Here is a 19,332-nt window from a genome sequence, read left to right as displayed (position 1 = left end):
GCCCCGACGCGCGAACGGAATCAACTGTTGGCGGGGTTGACGTTCGGGGGCCGGCGTACGTACGTCACTCATGACGCCAGCCGGACGCGTTCTCACGGGATTGCTAGTCGTCGCGCTGCTCGTCGGCGCGGGGGGCACGCCGGTTCTCGCGACGGACACCGACGCGGCGCTGGAGGGCGCGACGTCGCCCGACGCCGACGCGACCCCGGACGTCGAGACGCCCGAACTCCTGTCCACGCCGGCCGGGCGCACCGACGCGCCGACGTCCGCCGACGCGGTACTCCCGCACGACGACGCCGCGCAGGACGGCGACGACGTGCGGGTCGAAGCGGCCGAGCGCGGGGCCGACGAGGGCGCGACCCTCGCCCAGTCGCAGGGCGTCGACGTGACTCAGGAGCAGCGGGCGGCCGCGGTCGAGGCCGCGGTCGCGGCCGTCGACCGGTCCCAGTCGGTCACCGCCGCACAGGTACAGATCGCCGCACGCGGCGCGGCCCACGGCGCGCTCGTCCAGTCCCAGGACGCGAACGCGACCCAGATACAGTCGGCGGTCCGGGGCGCGACCGCCGGCGGGTTGGTCGAGATGCAGGACGTCGACATCTTCCAGGGCCAGATTCAGGGCGCGACCTACGGCGCGGCCCACGGCTCGCTGGCCCAGATGCAGCGGGCGAACCTGACCCAGATACGGACCGCCGCGACGGGCGCGGCCAGCGGGGCCGCCCGGTCGGCCATCGAGCGCGGCGTGACCGACGTCGGCAAGATTCAGGAGGCCGCGCAGGGGTCCGCCTACGGCGCGTTCGAACAGCCCCCACAGGTCGGCCTCGACAAGATGCAAGCCGCAGTCCGGGGGGCCGCCGATGGCGCGCTGGCAGGGGTCCAGCAGGTCACCGTCAAGCAGGTGCAGGTCGCCGCGCTGGGCGCGGCCCGAGGCGGCGTGAGCCAGCGCCAGTCGGTCAGCGTCGAGCAGGTCCAAGCCGCCTGTCGCGGCGCGGCCGCCGGCACGGTCACCCAGATTCAGGACGTCGACGTCGACCAGCGCCAGAAGATAACCGTCGACCAGATACAGTCGGCCTCGCAGGGCGCGGCGCGGGGGTCGCTGGTCCAGACCCAATCGGTGAACGTCGAGCAGGTCCAGGCTGCCGCGCAAGGGGCCGCCAGCGGCGTGGTCGTCCAGCTGACGCTGGTCCAGATTCAGATAGTCAACGTCGTTCAGATTCAGGTCGCGGCGGAGGGGTCGGCGTCGGGAGCCGCGTTCTCGGCCGTCCAGAATCAGGTCGTGAACGTCGAGCAGGTCCAGGCCGCCGCCCACGGCGCGGCCAGAGGCGGCGTGACCCAGACCCAGGAGATATCCATCGCGCAGGTGCAGGCGGCCACGCAGGGGGCGGCGGGCGGCGCGCTCGTCCAGTCCCAGGACGCCGACGTGACCCAGATTCAGGCCGCCGCGCAGGGCGCGGCCACGGGCGCGACCCGGACGGTCCAGCGCCAGGAAGTGAACATAGCGCAGGTCCAGGCCGCCGCGCAGGGGGCCTCTACCGGCGCTATCTCCCAGAGCCAGGTGGCCTCGGTCGAGCAGATTCAGGCCGCCTCGTCCGGCGCGGCCGGCGGGACCGTCGACCGAATCGTTGCGATACAGACCGTCGAAATCGAGCAGATACAGGCCATCGCGCAGGGCGCGGCCAGCGGGGCGGCACAGTCGGCGGGCGAGCGGGACCTCACCGACGCGAGCGAGGTCGAGACGGCGGCCAGCGACGGGGCGGTCGCCGCGAGCGACGCGGTCGAGCAGGACGCCGAGGCCGACCCCGAGGACCTCGAAGACCGCGCCAGCGAGGAGTCGTCGAGCATCGAGGTCGAACCCGACGAGGAAACCACGACGACCGAGGCGACTACGACGACGACCGAACCCACGACCCCGACCGAGGAGCCGACCGCGACGACCACGACGGAAACGACGACCGCGGCCGAGACGACCGAAGGGACCACGACTGCGGAGACGACCACCGAAGAAACCACGACCGAGCGAGCGAGCGTCACCTTCCAAGCCCAGACCGTCGACGACGAGACGGTCACCATCGCCTCGGCGACCCTCCCCGAGGGCGGGTTCGTCGCCGTCCAGAGCGAGCGCCCCGCCGAAGGCGAGATACCCGAGGCGGTCGTCGGCGTCTCGGCGTACCTCGACCCCGGCGAGTCCGAGAACGTCACGGTGGCGCTGGACCGCGCGGTCGCCGACGGGGAGACGCTGGTCGCCGTCGCGTACCGCGACACCGACGACGACGAGACGTTCGACTTCGTCGAGACCGACGGCGAATCGGACACGCTCTACGTTGCCGACGACGAGGCGGTGACTGCGGAGGCCGAGGTGAGCGTCCCCGAGGAAGCGACGACGACCGAGGAGACCGCCACGACGACCGAAGAGCCCACCACGGAGGAGGGGACGACCGAAGAGCCCACCACGGACGAGCCAACGACCACCGAAGAGCCAACAACCGAAGAACCGACGACGACCGAGGAGTCGACCACCGAAGAACCGACCGAAACCACCACGACGGAAACCACGACCGAGGAACCGACCACGGCCGAACGCGCCGACGAACCGGCCGTCGCGTTCGAGAACCAGTCCCTCGACGGCGAGGCGGTCGCGGTCGAATCGGCACAACTGCCCGAGGGCGGCTTCGTCGCGGTCCACGACGGCGGTGCGGTCGCGGGCGACCTCGTCGGGAGCGTCGTCGGCGTCTCGGCGTACCTCGACCCCGGCGAGTCCGAGGACGTGACCGTCGAACTCGACGAGTCGGTCGACGAGACCCAAGCGCTGTACGCGGTCGTCTACCGCGACACCGACGACGACGAGGCGTTCGACTTCGTGGAAAGCGAGGGCGAGGTCGACGTGCCCTACGCGGTCGAGGACCGGGTGGTCGCGGCCGGCGCGGTCGTGGAGGTGACCGCGCAAGCGACGCCCGAGACGACCGCGACCGACGGCGACGGCGGAGCGACGACGACCGAAGACGAGGCGACTGAACAGACCGAGACCACGACCGAGGAAACCACCACGACCGAAGAACCGACGACGGCGGAACCAACGTCGACCGAAGCGCCGACGACCACGACTGAAGAAACCACGACCACCGAGGAAGCGGCCACCACGACTGAGGAAACCACCACAGGGGAGACTACGACCGAGGAACCGACCACGACCACCGAGGAAATCACGACCACCGAGGAAGCGACCACCACGACCGAGGAGACGACCACGGAAGAGCCAACGACGACCACGACCGAGGAGATGACGACGACTGCGACGACCACCGACGCAACCACCACGACTGAAGAACCAACGACCACGGAGGCGACCACCACGACCGAAGAACCGACGACGACCACCGAAGAGCCGACCACGACCGAGACCACGACCACGACGACCGAAACCACCACGGTCGCCGAAGCGAGCGTCTCGGTCGAGGACCAGAGCGTCGAGGACGGGGAGATAGCGGTCGAGTCCGCCGGCCTGCCCGAGGGCGGCTTCGTGGCGGCCTACGACGCCGAGGGCGCGTTCGTCGGGGCCTCGGCGTACCTCGCTCCCGGCGAGTCCGAGGACGTTGCCGTGGCGCTGACCGAGGACCGGTCGGGCCAGCAGGCCGTCGTCGTGGTCGCCCACCGGGACACCGACGGCGACGAGGCGTTCGACTTCGTGGCCGACGCCGGAGCGACCGACCAGCCGTACCTGAACGCCACCGGCGAGTTCGTCTTCGACGGTGCCGTGGTCGAGTTCGGCGGCGAGGGCGTCGCCACGACCACCGAGGCGCTCCCGACGACCGCCGACGCGAGCGCGGACCCCGCCGTCGGCGGTTCCGAAGCGAGCGGGACCGGCGGGCCGGGGGCGCTGACGCCGCTTGTGGGCGTCGGTGGGGCCGCGCTGCTGGTCGGTCGAGCACGAGCAGGGTAAGAAGTCGGGGCCACCGGGGGCCTCGGCTTCGCGCTTACCGGGCGTAGAGCTTCGACCCCAGCAGGGGAGCCAGCGCGACGCCGTCGTCGGGCGAGACGGCGACGTAAGGCCGGGCGGTCGGGCCGAACACGTCCACGACCCGGCCCACGGCGGTCAACTGCTCGTCGACCGCCTCGGTGCCGACGTCCGGCGGGTCGTCGCCGGGACACCGGACGACCGCGAGCCCCTGCGCGGTCCGGACCACCTCGCCGAGCCTGTGCATCACTCCCGGAGGGCGGTGACGTACGCCGCCACCGCCTGTATCAGGTCGTTCTTGGTGGAGTCGTCGGCGTTCCGGACCAGCACGCGGCCCGACTCGGTCCAGTTCTGGCGGGAGTAGGCCTTGTCGCGCTCGATGACCGCGTCGTACCCCACCTGCTGGACTGCCTTGGCTATCTCGTCGACCGTCGGGTCCTCGACGGCCATCTCGGTGGCCACCCGTCGTCCCTCCGAGCGGGTCCTGTCCGCGTCGAAGTAGGCGGGCCACAGCACTTTCTCGACCATACCCGAAGGTGCTCGCGCGTCGGTTAAACACCTTAGGAAAGACGCGGGAGACGACTCCCGCTCAGCGACGTCGGGCGAGCAGCGCAGCGCCCGCGAGCGCGAACACCGCGGCGGGAACGCCGAAGCCGGGGACGCCGCCGGACGAGTCGTCGGCCGCGGTGGTCGTCTCCTCCTGCATCGCGGCCTCGGTGGTCGTCTCCGTCGGCTCGACTGTGGTCGGCTCGACCGTCGTCTCGAGTTCGGTCGTGGTCTCGCTCGTCGTGGTCTCGACCGTCGTCGTCGCGTTGGCCTCGGCGTAGGCCTCGGGGTGGAACGCCTCGGCCATCTTCACGACCGCGTTCACGACGCGGGGCGCGGGCTGGCTGACGTTCTCGCTGGTCACCGTGAGTATCTGGTCGTTCTGGACCGCGTACGTGCCGTTGTACGCCTCGGTCTGCGGATAGGTGCCGAACTGGCCGATCTGGACTATCCACTCGGGGTCCTGGGTGACGATGACCTCCTCGCTTATCTGGCCGTAGCCCGAGATGTTGGCCTCCGCGGCGACGTTGGTACCGCCCGCGAGCTCGACCATGTTGCCGATGAACGTGCCCGAGCCGGGAGTCCAGCCGCCGCCCTGCGAGGCGAACACGCGGGGCCGGTCGCTGTTCTCGACCGCCTCGCGGACCGTCGAGATGCGGTCGCGCATCGAGGCGACCGTCTCCGACGCCGCCTCGCAGTTGCCGGTCAACTCGCCGAACAGCTCGGTCTTGTCGTAGATGTCGTCGACCGAGGTGGCGAACTCCATCTTGTAGACGGTCTGCCCGGCCTCCCGGAGCTGTTCGACCGTCGAGTTCGGAACCACGTTGGGCGCGATCACGAGGTCGGACTCGGTCGAGACGACCGACTCGACGCTGGCGTAGCTCTGGCCAGCGCCCGAGACGTTGGTCCGCGAGTCCGCGCCCTCGAGGTAGGTGGCGTACTTGGTGACCCCGACCACCTGGGACTCCGCGCCGAGTTCCCACATCGTCTGGGCCGCGCTCGGCGAGAGCGTGGTGATTCGCTCGGGGCGCTCCTCGACCGTTACCTCGGTTCCCGTCGCGTCCGTACTCGTGACGGGGAACGAACAGTCCGCCTGCGCCGCGCCGGCCGCGCTCCCGGAGGCCGCCGCCGCGGGCGCGACGCCCGCCGCGAGTACCAGCAGAGCCGCGACCGCGACTGTGAACGCTCGTCTCATGCGTCCCCACCTCCGGGAGTATCCAATAAGTATTTACCTAAAGCAAACTCGGTTTCAAATCATGCGTGACGCCGCGCGAGTGGTCGGGTGGTCGACCGGACTGGTCGCCACGCTGGCGGTGGTCGTCGTCGTCAGCGCCGCCATCGGCCCCGTGGAACTCGACTACCTCGTGGTGGCGAAGGTGCTGTTGAACGCCCTCGCGATTCCGGTGGGCGTCGGGGTCGGCGAGCAGACGCTCCGGGTCGCGGGCGCGGGGCTGACGATTCCGACGCTGGCCGTGGAGTTCGCGCCCCTGTTCGAGTTCGGCGTGGCCGACGCCGCCACTACCATCGTCACCGTGGTCCGACTGCCCCGCATCGCGCTGGGTGGGGTGGTGGGGTTCGCGCTCGCGACGGCGGGCGTCGTGATGCAGGGCTTCTTCCGGAATCCGATGGCGGACCCCTCCATCATCGGCGTCTCGTCGGGCGCGGCCGTGGGCGCGGTGGCGACCATCGCGTTGCCGTACGCGGTCCCGCTCGCGCTCCCGACGGCGGCGTTCCTCGGCGCGATCGGGGCCGCGTTCGGGGTGTACCTGCTGGCGACCGAGGGCGGTCGGACCCCGGTGGCGACGCTCCTGCTGGCGGGCGTGGCCGTCCAGACGTTCCTCGGGGCGGTGGTCTCGTTCCTGTTGCTCCAGAGCGGCGAGAGCATGGAGCAGGCGGTGTTCTGGCTGATGGGCCACCTCCACCTGGCGTCGTGGTCGGACGTGACCCTCGTCCTGCCGGTCGCGCTGCTGGGCTTCGGCGGCCTGCTGGCGTACGCGCGGGACCTCAACGTCCTGCTGCTCGGCGAGGAGGACGCCCACGCGCTCGGCGTGGAGGTCGAACGCACCAAGCGCCTCCTGCTCGCAGTCGCCAGCGTGATGACCGGCGCAGCGGTCGCGGTCACGGGCGTCATCGGCTTCGTGGGACTGGTGGTGCCCCACGTCATGCGCCTGCTGGTCGGCCCGGACCACCGCATCCTCCTGCCCACGTCGGCGCTCGCGGGCGCGACCTTCCTCGTTGCCACGGACACCCTCGCGCGCTCGGCTCCCGCCGAGCTGCCGGTCGGCATCGTGACCGCGTTCCTCGGCGCGCCCTTCTTCCTCTACCTGCTCCGAACTCGGGAGGTCCACGCGCTATGAGGCGGTATCTGGACCCATTTCCGGAGTCACCTCAGTTCGACCGTCCGACTCCGGCGCGCGCTGGCGCGGCGCGTTCATGCGCCGCGCCGACCGCGCGAGGTCTTCGGGAGCGAACGCGACCGACGGCTCGTCGGAGCTTGCTCCGACGGTGGACGAGTAGCGCAGGCCGGAGCGAAGCGACGGCCGAGCAACGCAGTCGGCTGGGGAGGACGTGGCACTCGCGCTCGACCGACGGTCCACCGGTCGCGCTCGACCGCCCGAACTCCGTGGCGGCGGGACTGAAAGGGGCCGCCCGCTCGCGGCCGAAGGCCGTGGTCGACTCAGCGACCGCTATCGCGGGCCGGGCGGTGCAGAGAGGCCCGCGATATGTCGCTGAGCGACCGCGAGCGGGCGGGGGCTTTCGGGGTGTCGTTCACCACGGTAATCGAGACGCGACCGACCGAGCCAACAATACACAGCGAGCGGGCGGGGGCTTTCCGGACGTTGTTCCACCCGGTTCGGAAGGTAGCCGGAGTATCACGGACGGGTCAAGAAGTAATCGTAGCATCTCGCGGCGGGAGTCGACCCGGGCGAACGGAGCCACGGAGGAGAATCGATGATACGGATAGACGACGTCGCGGTCGAACTCGGCGGCACGCGGATACTCGACGACGTCGACGCCCACGTCGAGCGGGGCCGGTTCGTCGGCCTCGTCGGACCCAACGGCGCGGGCAAGACCACCCTCCTGCGAACGGTCACCGGCGCACTCGACCCCGACCGCGGCGAGGTCAGACTCGACGACGACCCCGTGCAGGGTCTCACCTCCAAGCAGGCCAGCCGGCGGGTCGCGGTCGTGCCCCAGGACACTCACCTCTCCTTTGACTTCCCGGTCGAGGAAGTGGTGGCGATGGGCCGCCATCCCCACCGGTCGCGGCTCTCGGGGTCCGACGAGCGCGACCGCGAGCGGGTGGCCGCCGCGATGGAGCGCACCGAGGTCGACCACCTCGCCGACCGGCCCATCACCGCCGTCTCGGGCGGCGAGCGCCAGCGCGTGCTGCTGGCGCGCGCGCTCGCACAGGACGCCCCCGTCCTCCTGCTCGACGAACCCACCGCGAGCCTCGACATCAACCATCAGGTGCGGACGCTCGAACTCGTCCGGCGACTGGTCGACGACGACGGCAAGACCGTGGTCGCGGCCATCCACGACCTCAACCTCGCGGCCCACTACTGCGACGACCTGCTGTTGCTCGCCGACGGCGAGGTCCGGGCCAGCGGCGACCCGGCGTCGGTCCTCTCGGAGAACCACCTCGAAGCCGCCTTCGACACGCGGGCCGTGGTCTCGCGCCACCCCGTCACGGGGTCGACGTACGTGACCGCGCTGCCCGAGCGCCCGGCCGAGGCCGAGCCCGAGGGTCGGGTCCACGTCGTCGGGGGCGGCGGCACCGTCTCCCGACTGCTCTACCTGCTGTCGGCCGCCGGCTACGAGGTGTCGGTCGGCGCGCTCAACGAGGGCGATTCGGACCTCGAAACCGCTCGGAGCCTCGGCCTCGACGCCGTGGCCGAGGAGCCGTTCGCCCCAGTCGGCGAGGCGGCCCGCGCCGAGGTCGAACGGCGCGTCAGCGAGGCCGACGCGACGGTGCTGGGCGACGTGGAGGTCGGCGCGGGCAACCTCGCCAACCTCCGGGCCGCCCGCGGGGCCGACTCCGTGGTGGTGGTGGTCGAGGAGCGGTCGTTCGACGAGCGCAACTACGCCGGCAGCGAGGCGGCCGCCCTCTACGGGGAACTCCGCGAGCGCGGGCGGGTGGTCGGCCCGGACGACCTCCTGGCGGCAGTCGCGGACGCGGTCGCTGCGTCCGCGTCCCACGGCGCGCGAGTCGAGTAGCCTCGCAGGTCCGCTCCCGCGCCCTGCCCGGCGACGCGGGCACGCTACCGATTCTCACGAACGCTTTTCCGCCAGCCCGATGCGATTCGACGCATGCCAGACCCGTTCGGACGCGCTATTCGGGACTTCCACCGGGGCGAGCAGGACGAACCACTGGTCCAGCGCGACGGCGAGTGGACCCGCGAGCATCCCATCGAGGAGTTTTACTTCTCGGGGTTCGACGCCGACGACCCCGACGGCCGGTGGGTCGCCTCGCGGCTCGACGGCCCGCTGCTCGACATGGGTGCGGGTGCCGGCCGCCACGCGCTGTACTTTCAGGAGCAGTTCGAGACGGTCGCGGTCGAGGTGAGCGACCACCTCGTCGAGACCATGCGCGAGCGGGGCGTCCGCGACGCCCGGCGGGCCGACATGTTCGCGCTCCGCGAGTCGTTCGACCGCGACCGGTTCGGGGCCGCGCTCGCGGTCGGCACCCAGATGGGACTCGCGGGGTCGATGGACGGTCTCCGCCGATTTCTGTCCGACCTCGCACACGTGACGACCGACGACGCGACGGCGGTCCTCGACTGTTACGACCCGGCGGGCGCGGCCGAGGTCGAGATGCTGGGCTACCGCGCGGACCCGACGCCGGGGCTGGGCTACCGCGTGATGTACTTCGAGTACGAGGGCGACGTGGGCGACGTCCTCCTCTTCCGGCTGTTCAGCCCGGACCGCGTCCGGGCGGCCGCCGTGGCGACCGACTGGTCGGTCGCGGACGTGCGGTACGACGCCGAGGAAGTTCACTACCGGGTCGCGCTCACCAAGTGACAGGAGCGTCCGCGCGACTCAGATTCCGGCGCGCTCGCGCTGGCGGACCAACTCGAACGCCATCACCGCCGCGAAGCCGCTGGCCGCGAGCAACACCAGCCCGGCGACCCCGGCCGCGACCGTGGGCGCGGCCAGACTCGCCGCGCCGAGCGCGACGCCCGAGACCAGCGCGAGCGCCGACCGCACGGGCGTCGACAGCGCCGCGAACCACTGGGCGACGGTCGGGTCCAGACCCACGATGCGGGTCCAGACCACGTAGAGTGTGGCCACGAACAGAACGGCGAGCAGGCCGACGCCCAGCACCACGGCGAACTTCGCCGGATTCATCCGTACTTCGATACGATAAGCGTTTAGACAAAAGGGTATCGGTGCGTGGCGTTCTCGACTGCCCGCGACGATGTACCGTCGATTTAAGGACGCGCCGTCCTCAGAAACGCGCATGACGCTCGAAGGTCGGTCGGTCGCGGTCGTCGGCAGCGGGTTCGGCGGCCTCTCGACCGCCTGTTATCTCGCGGACGCGAGCGCGGACGTGACGGTGGTGGAGAAGAACGACCAGCTCGGCGGTCGGGCCAGCGTACTCGAACGCGACGGCTTCCGGTTCGACATGGGACCGTCGTGGTACCTGATGCCCGACGTGTTCGAGCGCTTCTTCGGTCACTTCGACCGCGAGCCCGGCGACTACTACGAACTGGAGCACCTGGACCCTCACTACAAGATATTCTTCAAGGACGGCGACGAGGTGACCGTCACCGCCGACCGCGAGGCGACCAAGGCCGCCTTCGAGGCGTACGAGCCGGGCGCGGGCGACGCGCTCGACGCCTACCTCGCGGAGGCCGAGGAGACCTACGACGTCGGGATGGAACACTTCGTCTACGAGGACCGCCCGCGATTCCGCGACTACGTGGACCTCGACGTCGTCCGTCACGCGCGCGGGCTGACGTTCCTCGGGTCGATGCAGGGCCACGTCGAGGAGTACTTCGACCACCCGAAGCTCCAGCAGATAATGCAGTACACGCTCGTCTTCCTCGGCGGGTCGCCCAGTAACACGCCCGCGCTCTACAACCTGATGAGCCACGTCGACTTCAACCTCGGCGTCCACTATCCCGAGGGCGGGATGGGCGGCGTGGTCGACGGCATCGCCGACCTCGGCTCGGAACTGGGCGTCGAGTACCGCACCGACAGCGAGGTGACCGCCATCCTCGGCGCGGCGGGCGACTTCCGGGTCGAGATGGCCGACGGGGAGTTCCTCCGCGCGGACCTCGTGGTCAGCGACGCCGACTACGCCCACACCGAGCAGGAACTCCTGCCGCCCCAGAGCCGGCAGTACGACGCCGACTACTGGGATTCGCGGACCTACGCGCCCTCCGCGTTCCTGCTGTATCTCGGCGTCGAGGGCGACGTGGAACCGCTCGAACACCACACGCTCGTCCTGCCGACCGAGTGGGACGACCACTTCGAGCAGATATTCGACGCCCCCGCGTGGCCCGACGACCCCGCCTACTATCTGTGCGTGCCCAGCAAGACCGACGACACGGTCGCGCCCGAGGGCCACAGCAACCTGTTCGCGCTGGTCCCGATCGCGCCCGGACTCGACGACGACGAGGCCACCCGCGAGCGCTATCGGGACCTCGTTCTCGACGACATCACGGCCAACGCGGGCGTCGACCTCCGGGACCGCATCGTGGTCGAGGAACGGTTCTGCGTCTCGGAGTTCGCCGAGCGGTACAACTCCCGCGAAGGCACCGCGCTCGGGCTGGCCCACACCCTGCGCCAGACCGGGCCGCTCCGGCCGGGCCACCGCTCGTCGGAGGTGCCGGGGCTGTACTTCACCGGCGGGTTCACCACGCCCGGCATCGGCGTCCCGATGTGTCTCACCGGCGGCCAACACGCCGCCGACGCCGTCCTCGACGACTACGCCGGGTAGCGATGCTCCGGTACCTCCTCGCGCTCTCGCGGCCGCGCTTCTGGCTCTACCTCGCGGGACCCGTCCTCGTCGGGGTCGCGTACGGCGCGTCGGCGGTCGGCGACCTGCTGTCGCCCGCCGCGCTCGCGCTGTTCGCGTACTTCCTCGTGCCCGCGAACGTCTACCTCTACGGCGTCAACGACGCCTTCGACGTCGACGCCGACGCCGAGAACCCGAAGAAGACGGGGGAGGACGCCCGGGAAGCGCGCTACCGGGGCGACCGCGCGGTCACGGCGGTCGTGGCGCTCTGTGGGCTGGCGGGCCTCGCGGTCGCGGGCCTGCTGGCCGCGGGCGCGCTCACCCCCGCGGGCGCGGGACCGGCCGCCGGCGCGTGGATTCTGGCCTTTCTCGCGCTGGGATACGCCTACAGCGGCCCGCCGTTCCGGCTCAAGACCACCCCGCCGCTCGACTCGGTGTCGAACGGGCTGTACGTCCTGCCGGGCGCGGCGGCCTACGTCGCGCTCGCGGGCCGCCAGCCCCCGGCGCTCGCGCTCGCGGCCGGCTGGCTGTGGACGATGGCGATGCACACCTTCTCGGCGGTGCCCGACATCGAACCCGACCGGCGGGCCGGACTCCGGACCACCGCGACCGCGCTGGGCGAGCGCGCGACGCTGGCGTACTGCGCGGCGTGCTGGCTCCTCGCGGCGGTTCTGTTCGGCCTGCTCGACCCCCGGGCCGGCGTCTTGCTGTCGCTGTACCCGGTCCTCGCGGTCGCCGTGGCCGAGACCGACGTCGACGTGGCGCGCGCCTACTGGTGGTATCCCGCCGTCAACGCGGTCGTCGGCGCGGTGCTGACGCTCGGCGGCCTCTGGAGGGTCGTGCGTGTCTGAGCGGTCGGACGACGCCGGACAGTCGGGTGGCGTCGGACGGTCGGGCGGCTCCGGGACGACGGGGTTCGACCGCCGTGCGGCCGAGGCCCGATTCGCCGGGCTGGTCCGTCAGAACCGGTTCACCATCGCGGTGGTCTTCCCGCTGGTCGGGGCCGCGCTGTTCGTCGCCAGCGCCGAGCGGTGGCTCCCGGCGTGGCTCGCGATGCACCCCGCGCTGGTGCTGTTCGGGACGCTCGTGATGCGGACGCCGCTCGCGGCCGCGCTCGCGCCCCTCGTTGACCGGCGGGCCGGTCTCGGCCTGCTGGCGGTCGCGGCGTACAGCTACGCCATCGAGTCCGTGGGCGTCCACTACGGCGTGCCGTACGGCGAGTTCAGCTACCAGCTCTCGCTCGGCCCCATGGTCGGGGGCGTCCCGGTCGGGCTCCCGGTCTTTTTCGTCCCGCTGGTGTTGAACAGCTACCTGCTGGTGTTGCTCCTCCTGCCCCGCGCGGGGCGTGCGGTCCGGCTCGGGGCCGCGCTCGCGGTCGTCCTCGCGGTCGACCTCGTCCTCGACCCGGCTGCGGTCGGGCTGGGCTTCTGGGCGTACGACGCCGGGGGTGCCTACTACGGCGTCCCGCTGTCGAACTACGCGGGCTGGGTGCTCAGCGGGCTGGTGGCGCTGGGGCTGGTCGAGTGGGGGTTCGACCGCGAGGCGGTGGCGGCGCGGCTGGCGGATTGTGAGTTCGCGCTCGACGACTTCGTGAGCTTCGTGGTGCTGTGGGGCGCGATGAACGTCTACTTCGGCAACTGGGTCGCGGTGGCGCTGGCCGTGGCGCTCGCCGGGGGACTCGTTCGGACCGACCGCTTCGACTTCGCGGCGTCGGGGCGGAACGCTCCGGAACGGGGCTGAACTACTCGACGTGTGGCACGCCGCCCGTGGGGTCCGGAGCGTCGTGACCGTCTTCGCGGTCCGGGACGGCGCTCACGCGGTGGAACACCGTCACGGGGTCGCGGCTCCGCCGCCAGTGCCATCGGGTCCTGGCCCACAGCCACGCCGCGCGGAGCGCGCCGACCTCCGGCGACGAGCCGAATACGTCGTAGTCCCGCGCCCGGATGCCCCGGTGGTGTTCGGCGTACAGCACGGCGGCGTACAGCACCGCGAACTGACAGTCGTCGGGCAGGTGTTCGATGCCCGCCACGCCCTCGCGGTACTTGCGCTCGGCCCGCCGGAGTTCCTCGGCCATGGCTGCGCGAAAGCCCTTCGTCGGGTTGCAACGCCGAATCTGGGCGGCCGTGACGCCGTGTCGCTCCAGCGTGGCCGCGGGCAGGTAGATGCGACCGTGGTCCTCGACGTCCTCGCGCACGTCGCGCAGGAAGTTGGTCAACTGGAACGCCTCGCCCAGCGCGACCGCCGGCGGTCGGGTCGTCTCGTTCGCGGCGTCCATCACCGACAGCATCATCACGCCGACCGCCGCGGCCGACCCGCGCATGTACGACGCGAGCTCGTCGTAGGTCTCGTAACGCTCCGTCTCGACGTCCTCGGCCATCGCGTCGATGAACACCTCGACCTCCCGTTCGGGGATGTCGTACTCCTCGCGCAGCTCGGAGAAGGCCGCCACCACCGGGTCGTCGGTGTCGTCCCGGCCGAGCGCCTCGGCCCGGAGCCGTTCGAGTCGCTCGCGCTGTTCGGCCGCAGACGGGTCGTCGTCGCCGTCGACGACCTCGTCGGCCACCCGGAAGAACGCGTACAGCACGTAGGTCGGGTGGCGGACCCGCTCGGGGAGCAGCCGCGTCGCGAACGAGAAGGTTCTGCCGGTTCGCTGCTGAATCGCCTTGCTTCGTCGGAGTTGTTGGTCTGTGACCATCGCTTTTCACTTGGTTGTGCAGAGTCCGGCCGTGTAGCAGCGCGCCCGCAGTACCCGAACTTGGAGTTGATGCGGGTTAATTGTTGGCGTCTGTCGCTGCTCTGCCGGTGGTCGAGGCGGGTCGACGGTGCGACCGTCGCCGAGTTCGAACCCCCGACCGAACCCGTCCGACTGCTTCGCCGGGAGCGACCGTTTTTTGACCGCCCGCCCACGGAGTAGACCCATGGCACACGATTCGGAACTCGCCGGACGAATCCAGCACACCGAGGTCGGCCCCACGGCCGACCGCGACCGCGTCCTCGACGTCCTCGACGAGTGCGTCGAGTACGGCTTCGACGGCGCGATGGTCCAGCCGTGCTGGGTCCCGCTGGCGACCGAGCGACTCGCCGATACCGACGTGTCGGTCTGCACGGCGGTCGGCTACCCGATGGGCGGCGACGTCCCGCTCACCAAGGCCGCCGGGATGCGGGACGCGGTGGCGGCCGGGGCCGACGAACTCGACGTGATGGCGAACCTCGGGCTGCTCAAGTCCGGCGAGGACGAGGCGTTCCGTGACGAACTGGAGACGCTGGTCGCGGCCTCGGGCGACGCCACCGTCAAGCTGATGCTGGAACTCGGCGGGCTCACCGACGAGGAGGCCGAGCGCGAAATCGAGTACGCGGTCGAGGCCGGCTTCGATTACCTCAAGAACTCCAGCGGCTTCGGCGCGGGCGGGCAGGCCTCCGTCGAGAACGTGAGCTTCATCGCCGAGCGCGTCCCCGACGACGTGGGGGTCAAGGCCTCCGGCGGCATCAAGACCGCCGAGCAGGCCCGCGAGTTGCTCGACGCCGGGGCCGACCTGCTCGGGGCGTCCTCGGGCGTCCAGATAGTCACGGGCGGGGACGGGCGAGACGGAAGCGCGAGCGACGACGGCGACCATGAGTACTGAGGGGGTCGCCAGCGTCGCGGTCGTCGGCTCGTACAACCACGGGCTGACGATGTCGGTCCCGGACATCCCGGTGCCGGGCGAGACGGTGCTGGGCGGCGACTTCGAGGAGGGCGTCGGCGGCAAGGGGTCGAATCAGGCGGTGGCGGCCGCCCGACTCGGCGCGGACGCGACCTTCGTGGGCCGGGTCGGCGACGACCGGTTCGCCGACGACGCGCTCGCGCTCTGGGACGAGGAAGGCGTGACGGCGGCGGTCGAGCGCGTCCCGGACACCCACACCGGCGTCGGCTTCGTCGTGGTCGAGGAGAGCGGCGAGAACGCCATCGCGGTCGCGCCCGGCGCGAACGCTCGCCTCGACGGCGAGGCGGTCCGAGCGGCGAGCGACGCCGTCGCCGACGCCGACGTGGCGCTGGCCCAGCTCGAAATCGAGGACGAGCCCGTGGCGGCCGTGGCCGAACTCGCGGCCGAGACCGACACCGAGTTCGTGTTGAACCCCGCGCCGGCCCGCGAACTCCCCGCCGACCTGCTTTCGGGCGTCGACGTGCTGACGCCCAACCGGACCGAGGCCAACGTCCTCACGGGCCACCCGCCCGACGCCGACCGCGAGCCGGCCGCGCTCGCCCGCGACCTGCTCGACCGGGGTCCCGAGGCCGTGGTCCTGACGCTCGGGGGCGACGGCGCGCTCGTGGTCACCGACGAGTCCGAAACCCGCGTACCGCCGGTCGAGGTCGACGTGGTCGACACCACCGGCGCGGGCGACGCGTTCAACGCGGGCTTCGCGGTGGCTCGCGGCGAGGGCGCGGACCTCGTGACGGCCGCCGAGTTCGGCTGTCGGGCGGGCGCGCTGGCCTGCACCGACTACGAGGTCGTACCGGCGCTGCCCGACCGCGAAGCGGTCGAGGGGCTGGCCGGCGAAACGCAGTGAAGGCGACGCGGTTTCCGGTGTCGGTAGCTATTTCTCCGGGCTTTCCATACGCCCGTGCATGAGTGACGACGCGCGGAAAGTCATCATCGACACCGACACGGCCGGCGACGACACGCAGGCGCTCTTGCTGGCGGCGACGTCCGACCGTCTCGACGTGGAAGGCGTCACCATCTGTGCCGGCAACGTGGAGTTCGACTACATGGTCGAGAACGCCAAGTACACGCTCGACCTCGCGGGCGCGACCGACGACGTCACCGTCTACGAGGGCGCGAGCGAACCCCTCGTCAAGCCCCACGACCACGCGACGCACGTCCACGGCGAGGGCGGCCTCGGCGGCGACCTGTTCCCCGACACCGGAATCCCGTCGGGCGACCAGCACGGCGCGGACTACATCGTGGAGAAAGCCCGCGAGAACCCCGGCGAGATAACGCTGGTTTGCATCGCGCCGCTGACCAACGTGGCGCTCGCGCTCCGGAAGGAGCCGAACCTCGGCGAGTTGCTCGACGAGGTGTGGGTGATGGGTGGCAACGTCAACTGCCTGGGCAACATCACGCCCGCCGCCGAGTTCAACTTCTGGGTCGACCCCGAGGCCGCGAAGGTCGCGCTGCGCGAACTCGACGTGACGCTGTTCGACTGGGGCGTCACCGTCCGGGACACCGCGTTCGACGCCGACACCCTCGCGCGGTTCGAGGAGAGCGACACCGACTACGCCGAGTTCTTCGCGGAGATAACCCAGTCGGTACGGGAGTTCAACGAGGAGTCGTTCGGCGAGGACATGACGACCCAGCCCGACGCCGGACTGGTGGGCGCGCTCATCGAACCCGACCTCGTCGAGGAGTCGGGCACCTACCACGTCGACGTCGACGAGCGCGAGGGACTCACCCGGGGCTACACCTCCGTCGACGAGAACGACGTCACCGACGGCGAGGCCCGGACCAGCGTAATCGAGTCGTTCGACGGCGAGCGCTTCGAGTCGATGTTCGAGGCGATGCTGTTCGAGGGAAGCCCGGAAGCGGGGCTGTAGGTCCGATTGACCGATAGAGCGGTCGCCGAGAGACGCTGCTCGCCCGGAGGGAGTGACCTCGCTCGGACGGAGTGGCACCGCGAAAAGGCCCTTCGTATCTACCCGTTGTCGCCAGAACTACTTAAATGCAGGTCGGGCCGCGAGCCGGTAACTGGCTGTCGGGCCACGAGCCGGTGGCGGCCGTCCGGCCGTCGCCGACCGCTTCGAGTTCGGGCTGTTGCTGGTAGTCAATCTGTTGCCGCTGGTCGGCTCCCTCGCACTCGACTGGGCGTTCGTCACCGTCGTACAACTGTACTGCCTGGACGCCGTCGGGTTGTTCGTGGCGTACGGCCTCGCCGCGACGTTCGCGAGGCCCGGCGTCCTCGTCGACGAACGCGAGCGGACCCACCTCCCTGTCCTCGGCGGGGACTGGACCGACGACCCGCGACGTCTCGACCTCCACCGGTCGCTGCCGCCGCTCTATCCTCGTAACCTGCGGACCGTCGTTCCGACGCTGGTGGCGTTCGTCTGCTTCGTCATCGTCCCCGCCGGAATCGCCCTGACCACCCGAGCGACGATCTCCGGGCCCGGACGGCGGCCGCGGACGCCGGTCGAGCCGTTCGTCTCGGCGCTCTCGGTGTTCGCGTCGCCGCTCGTGCTCGGGACGGGGCTGGCGATGGCGGGCGTCCACCTGTTGGTCGTGCCGCGCAGGTACTTCCGCCGGGGCGAGCACGAGGCGACCTCGGCGTACGTGACCCTCGAACGCCCGGCCCGGTTCGTCGCGGTCTACGCGGGGACTGTCGTCGTCGGCTTCGTCGCGTTCCTCCTGACGCTCGCGCTCGTGGGCGTGGTGGCTCCCGACCCCGTCGTCGAGCGGGTCGAGGTCGTCCTCCTGGTCGGTGGGTTCTACGCGGCGAAGATGGGGCTCGAACGCCTGCGATTCCGGTCGGAGGAGTCGCCGGACTGCGGCGGAATCGCACGGTGGTTGGTGCCCGCCGACCCGCACGCCGGGGCGGGCGGACCGCCGTGACGCTCCTCGCTGGGTATCTGGCGGGGCTTGGGAACCAACTCACGGCTCTCGGGAAGTGGCGTCGCGCGGGCCCGAAGAAACGTTCGAGAGCCGGTGGAGGGATTTGAACCCTCGGCCTATTCCTTACGAAGGAATCGCTCTAGCCAGTCTGAGCTACACCGGCACGCACCCAGATATAGCTACCAGAATCGGTTTAAGCGTTCCGGAATCGCCCGCCGCTACCGAGACAGTCGCACGTCGAGACAGACGTTGAGCTCGTGGGGCGCGTACGACCGGACGACGTGGCGATTCAGCACCGCGACCTCGTACTCTGGTTCGGCGGCCGCCCGAATCGCGGCCTCGCCCGGCCCGAAGGGGTCCTCCTCGTGCTGGATGTCGTAGTAGTGGACCACGCAGTCGTCGCCCGCAATCGTCACCGCCGCGTCCAGAAAGTCGTCGGCGCTGTGGGGCAGGTTCATCACGAGTCGGTCGGCCCAGTCGGCGTAGTCGGGCGCGACCTCCCGGACGTCCCCCTGAATCGCGGTCACCCGCTCGTCGACCCCGTTCCGACGGGCGTTCTCCCGGAGGTACTCGACCGCGGGTTCGTTGAGGTCGACGCCGACGACCCGGCCCTCGGGACCGACTCGCTCGGCCATCGGGACGGCGAACGGACCGACGCCCGCGAACATGTCGAACGCGCGCTCGCCGGGGCCTACTTGGTCGGCGACCCGGTGGCGTTCGGTGGCCAGTCGCGGCGAGAAGTACACCTCGGCCACGTCGACCAGGAACTCGTTGCCGTACTCGCGGTGGACCGTCTCGGTCGCGGGCGACCCGCTTTCGGTCGCTCGGTTCGCTTCGCTCTCCTCGGTTCCTGCACCGACCAGCACCTCCCAGTCGCGGACGCGCAATTCGCCTTTGACCTTCGAGTCGCGGTTGATGACCGTCCGGACGGGGAGGTCCGAGGCCATCACCGCGTCGGCGACCTCGCGGGCGCGCTCGGGGTCGTCCTCGTCGAGGATGACGACGTCGCCGAGGCGCTCGTAGGTCGGCTCGAAGCCCAGCAGGTCCGCCGGGGTGTCCTGCGTGTCGCGCGCCCCGACTTCGCGGACCACCACGTCGAGGTCCTCGGGCACCGTGTCGGCGTCCTCGACGGGGAGATAGAGAACACCCTCGGCGACCTCGATTTCGAACTCGTCGGCGAGGAGGTCGGCGTCGCCGAGTCGCCGGCGAGTCTCCTCGCCGCGTTCGCGGTCGACGCGCACGCACGGCGCTTCCATACCCCGCCGTAGCCGGAGGACGGCGGTAAGCGTGACGCT

At 70.9% G+C, this 19,332-nt stretch carries 17 protein-coding genes and 1 tRNA gene; 11 read left to right on the top strand and 7 right to left on the bottom strand.

From position 1 onward, the window contains the following. Positions 1-70: 70 nt before the first annotated feature. Positions 71-3,934 carry a DUF7282 domain-containing protein gene (locus EPL03_RS19965; RefSeq protein WP_168216231.1) on the top strand — a complete coding sequence of 1,288 codons (3,864 nt, stop codon included), beginning with the start codon at positions 71-73 and terminating at the stop codon, positions 3,932-3,934. 34 nt (positions 3,935-3,968) lie between these two features. Here EPL03_RS19965 and EPL03_RS10565 read toward each other — a convergent pair whose 3' ends face one another. The 3 genes from EPL03_RS10565 to EPL03_RS10555 form a co-directional block, all read right to left on the bottom strand. Then, the gene (locus tag EPL03_RS10565) at positions 3,969-4,196 is read right to left on the bottom strand and encodes an H/ACA ribonucleoprotein complex subunit GAR1 (protein ID WP_135829275.1); all 228 of its coding nucleotides are present in this window, start codon (positions 4,194-4,196) and stop codon (positions 3,969-3,971) included. Further along, complete coding sequence (gene srp19, locus EPL03_RS10560) at positions 4,196-4,477, bottom strand: signal recognition particle subunit SRP19 (RefSeq protein WP_135829274.1); 282 nt, start codon at positions 4,475-4,477, stop codon at positions 4,196-4,198. Before srp19 ends, EPL03_RS10565 begins: the two co-directional genes overlap by 1 nt. Positions 4,478-4,538: 61 nt before the next feature. Then, positions 4,539-5,690, bottom strand: a complete 1,152-nt coding sequence (locus EPL03_RS10555; RefSeq protein WP_135829273.1) for a PGF-CTERM-anchored ABC transporter substrate-binding protein — start codon at positions 5,688-5,690, stop codon at positions 4,539-4,541. 61 nt (positions 5,691-5,751) lie between these two features. Between EPL03_RS10555 and btuC the strand changes: the two genes are divergently transcribed. The 3 genes from btuC (at position 5,752) to EPL03_RS10540 (ending at position 9,517) form a co-directional block, all read left to right on the top strand. Then, positions 5,752-6,852 carry a vitamin B12 ABC transporter permease BtuC gene (btuC, locus tag EPL03_RS10550; RefSeq protein WP_135829272.1) on the top strand — a complete coding sequence of 367 codons (1,101 nt, stop codon included), beginning with the start codon at positions 5,752-5,754 and terminating at the stop codon, positions 6,850-6,852. A 595-nt stretch (positions 6,853-7,447) separates the two neighbouring features. Continuing rightward, the gene (locus tag EPL03_RS10545; protein WP_135829271.1) at positions 7,448-8,713 is read left to right on the top strand and encodes a heme ABC transporter ATP-binding protein; all 1,266 of its coding nucleotides are present in this window, start codon (positions 7,448-7,450) and stop codon (positions 8,711-8,713) included. A gap of 93 nt (positions 8,714-8,806) precedes the next feature. Then, positions 8,807-9,517: a methyltransferase domain-containing protein gene (locus EPL03_RS10540; protein WP_135829270.1), complete on the top strand. Its 711-nt coding sequence runs from the start codon at positions 8,807-8,809 to the stop codon at positions 9,515-9,517. Between the two features lie 18 nt (positions 9,518-9,535). On the opposite strand, the gene EPL03_RS10535 is transcribed toward EPL03_RS10540, so the two are convergent. After that, on the bottom strand, positions 9,536-9,844 hold the full coding sequence (locus tag EPL03_RS10535; protein WP_135829269.1) for a hypothetical protein: 309 nt from the start codon (positions 9,842-9,844) through the stop codon (positions 9,536-9,538). A gap of 112 nt (positions 9,845-9,956) precedes the next feature. Between EPL03_RS10535 and EPL03_RS10530 the strand changes: the two genes are divergently transcribed. The 3 genes from EPL03_RS10530 to cruF are packed head-to-tail and all read left to right on the top strand — an operon-like array spanning position 9,957 to position 13,199. Beyond that, positions 9,957-11,441, top strand: a complete 1,485-nt coding sequence (locus EPL03_RS10530) for a phytoene desaturase family protein (protein WP_135829268.1) — start codon at positions 9,957-9,959, stop codon at positions 11,439-11,441. Between the two features lie 2 nt (positions 11,442-11,443). After that, complete coding sequence (locus tag EPL03_RS10525; RefSeq protein WP_135829267.1) at positions 11,444-12,310, top strand: prenyltransferase; 867 nt, start codon at positions 11,444-11,446, stop codon at positions 12,308-12,310. Next, positions 12,303-13,199, top strand: coding sequence for a bisanhydrobacterioruberin hydratase (gene cruF, locus EPL03_RS10520; RefSeq protein WP_135829266.1), 897 nt, complete (start codon positions 12,303-12,305; stop codon positions 13,197-13,199). The genes EPL03_RS10525 and cruF overlap by 8 nt, the downstream gene beginning before the upstream one ends. 1 nt (position 13,200) lies before the next feature. Here the strand turns inward: cruF and EPL03_RS10515 are convergent, their stop codons facing one another. After that, on the bottom strand, positions 13,201-14,154 hold the full coding sequence (locus tag EPL03_RS10515) for a phytoene/squalene synthase family protein (protein WP_135829265.1): 954 nt from the start codon (positions 14,152-14,154) through the stop codon (positions 13,201-13,203). Between the two features lie 223 nt (positions 14,155-14,377). Here EPL03_RS10515 and deoC point away from each other — a divergent pair, with 223 nt between their 5' ends. The 4 genes from deoC (at position 14,378) to EPL03_RS10495 (ending at position 18,037) form a co-directional block, all read left to right on the top strand. Then, positions 14,378-15,082: a deoxyribose-phosphate aldolase gene (gene deoC / locus EPL03_RS10510; protein ID WP_135829264.1), complete on the top strand. Its 705-nt coding sequence runs from the start codon at positions 14,378-14,380 to the stop codon at positions 15,080-15,082. Further along, a complete protein-coding gene (locus EPL03_RS10505) occupies positions 15,072-16,004 on the top strand; it encodes a ribokinase (protein WP_135829263.1) in 933 nt (310 codons plus the stop codon). The genes deoC and EPL03_RS10505 overlap by 11 nt, the downstream gene beginning before the upstream one ends. 58 nt (positions 16,005-16,062) lie before the next feature. Then, positions 16,063-17,028 (top strand): nucleoside hydrolase, encoded by a 966-nt coding sequence (locus tag EPL03_RS10500; protein ID WP_135829262.1) that lies wholly within the window; start codon positions 16,063-16,065, stop codon positions 17,026-17,028. Between the two features lie 217 nt (positions 17,029-17,245). Beyond that, positions 17,246-18,037: a hypothetical protein gene (locus EPL03_RS10495; protein WP_135829261.1), complete on the top strand. Its 792-nt coding sequence runs from the start codon at positions 17,246-17,248 to the stop codon at positions 18,035-18,037. Positions 18,038-18,125: 88 nt separating this feature from the next. Here EPL03_RS10495 and EPL03_RS10490 read toward each other — a convergent pair. Beyond that, positions 18,126-18,200 (bottom strand) — tRNA-Thr (locus tag EPL03_RS10490). 55 nt (positions 18,201-18,255) lie between these two features. Beyond that, positions 18,256-19,293, bottom strand: a complete 1,038-nt coding sequence (locus EPL03_RS10485; RefSeq protein ID WP_135829260.1) for a class I SAM-dependent methyltransferase — start codon at positions 19,291-19,293, stop codon at positions 18,256-18,258. Between the last annotated feature and the right edge of the window lie 39 nt (positions 19,294-19,332).

The organism is Halorussus halobius (assembly GCF_004765805.1).
GTDB classification, from domain to species: Archaea; Halobacteriota; Halobacteria; order Halobacteriales; family Haladaptataceae; genus Halorussus; species Halorussus halobius.
Note: the sequence above shows the minus strand (reverse complement) of the source record. Positions and strands in the feature narration are given on the sequence as shown.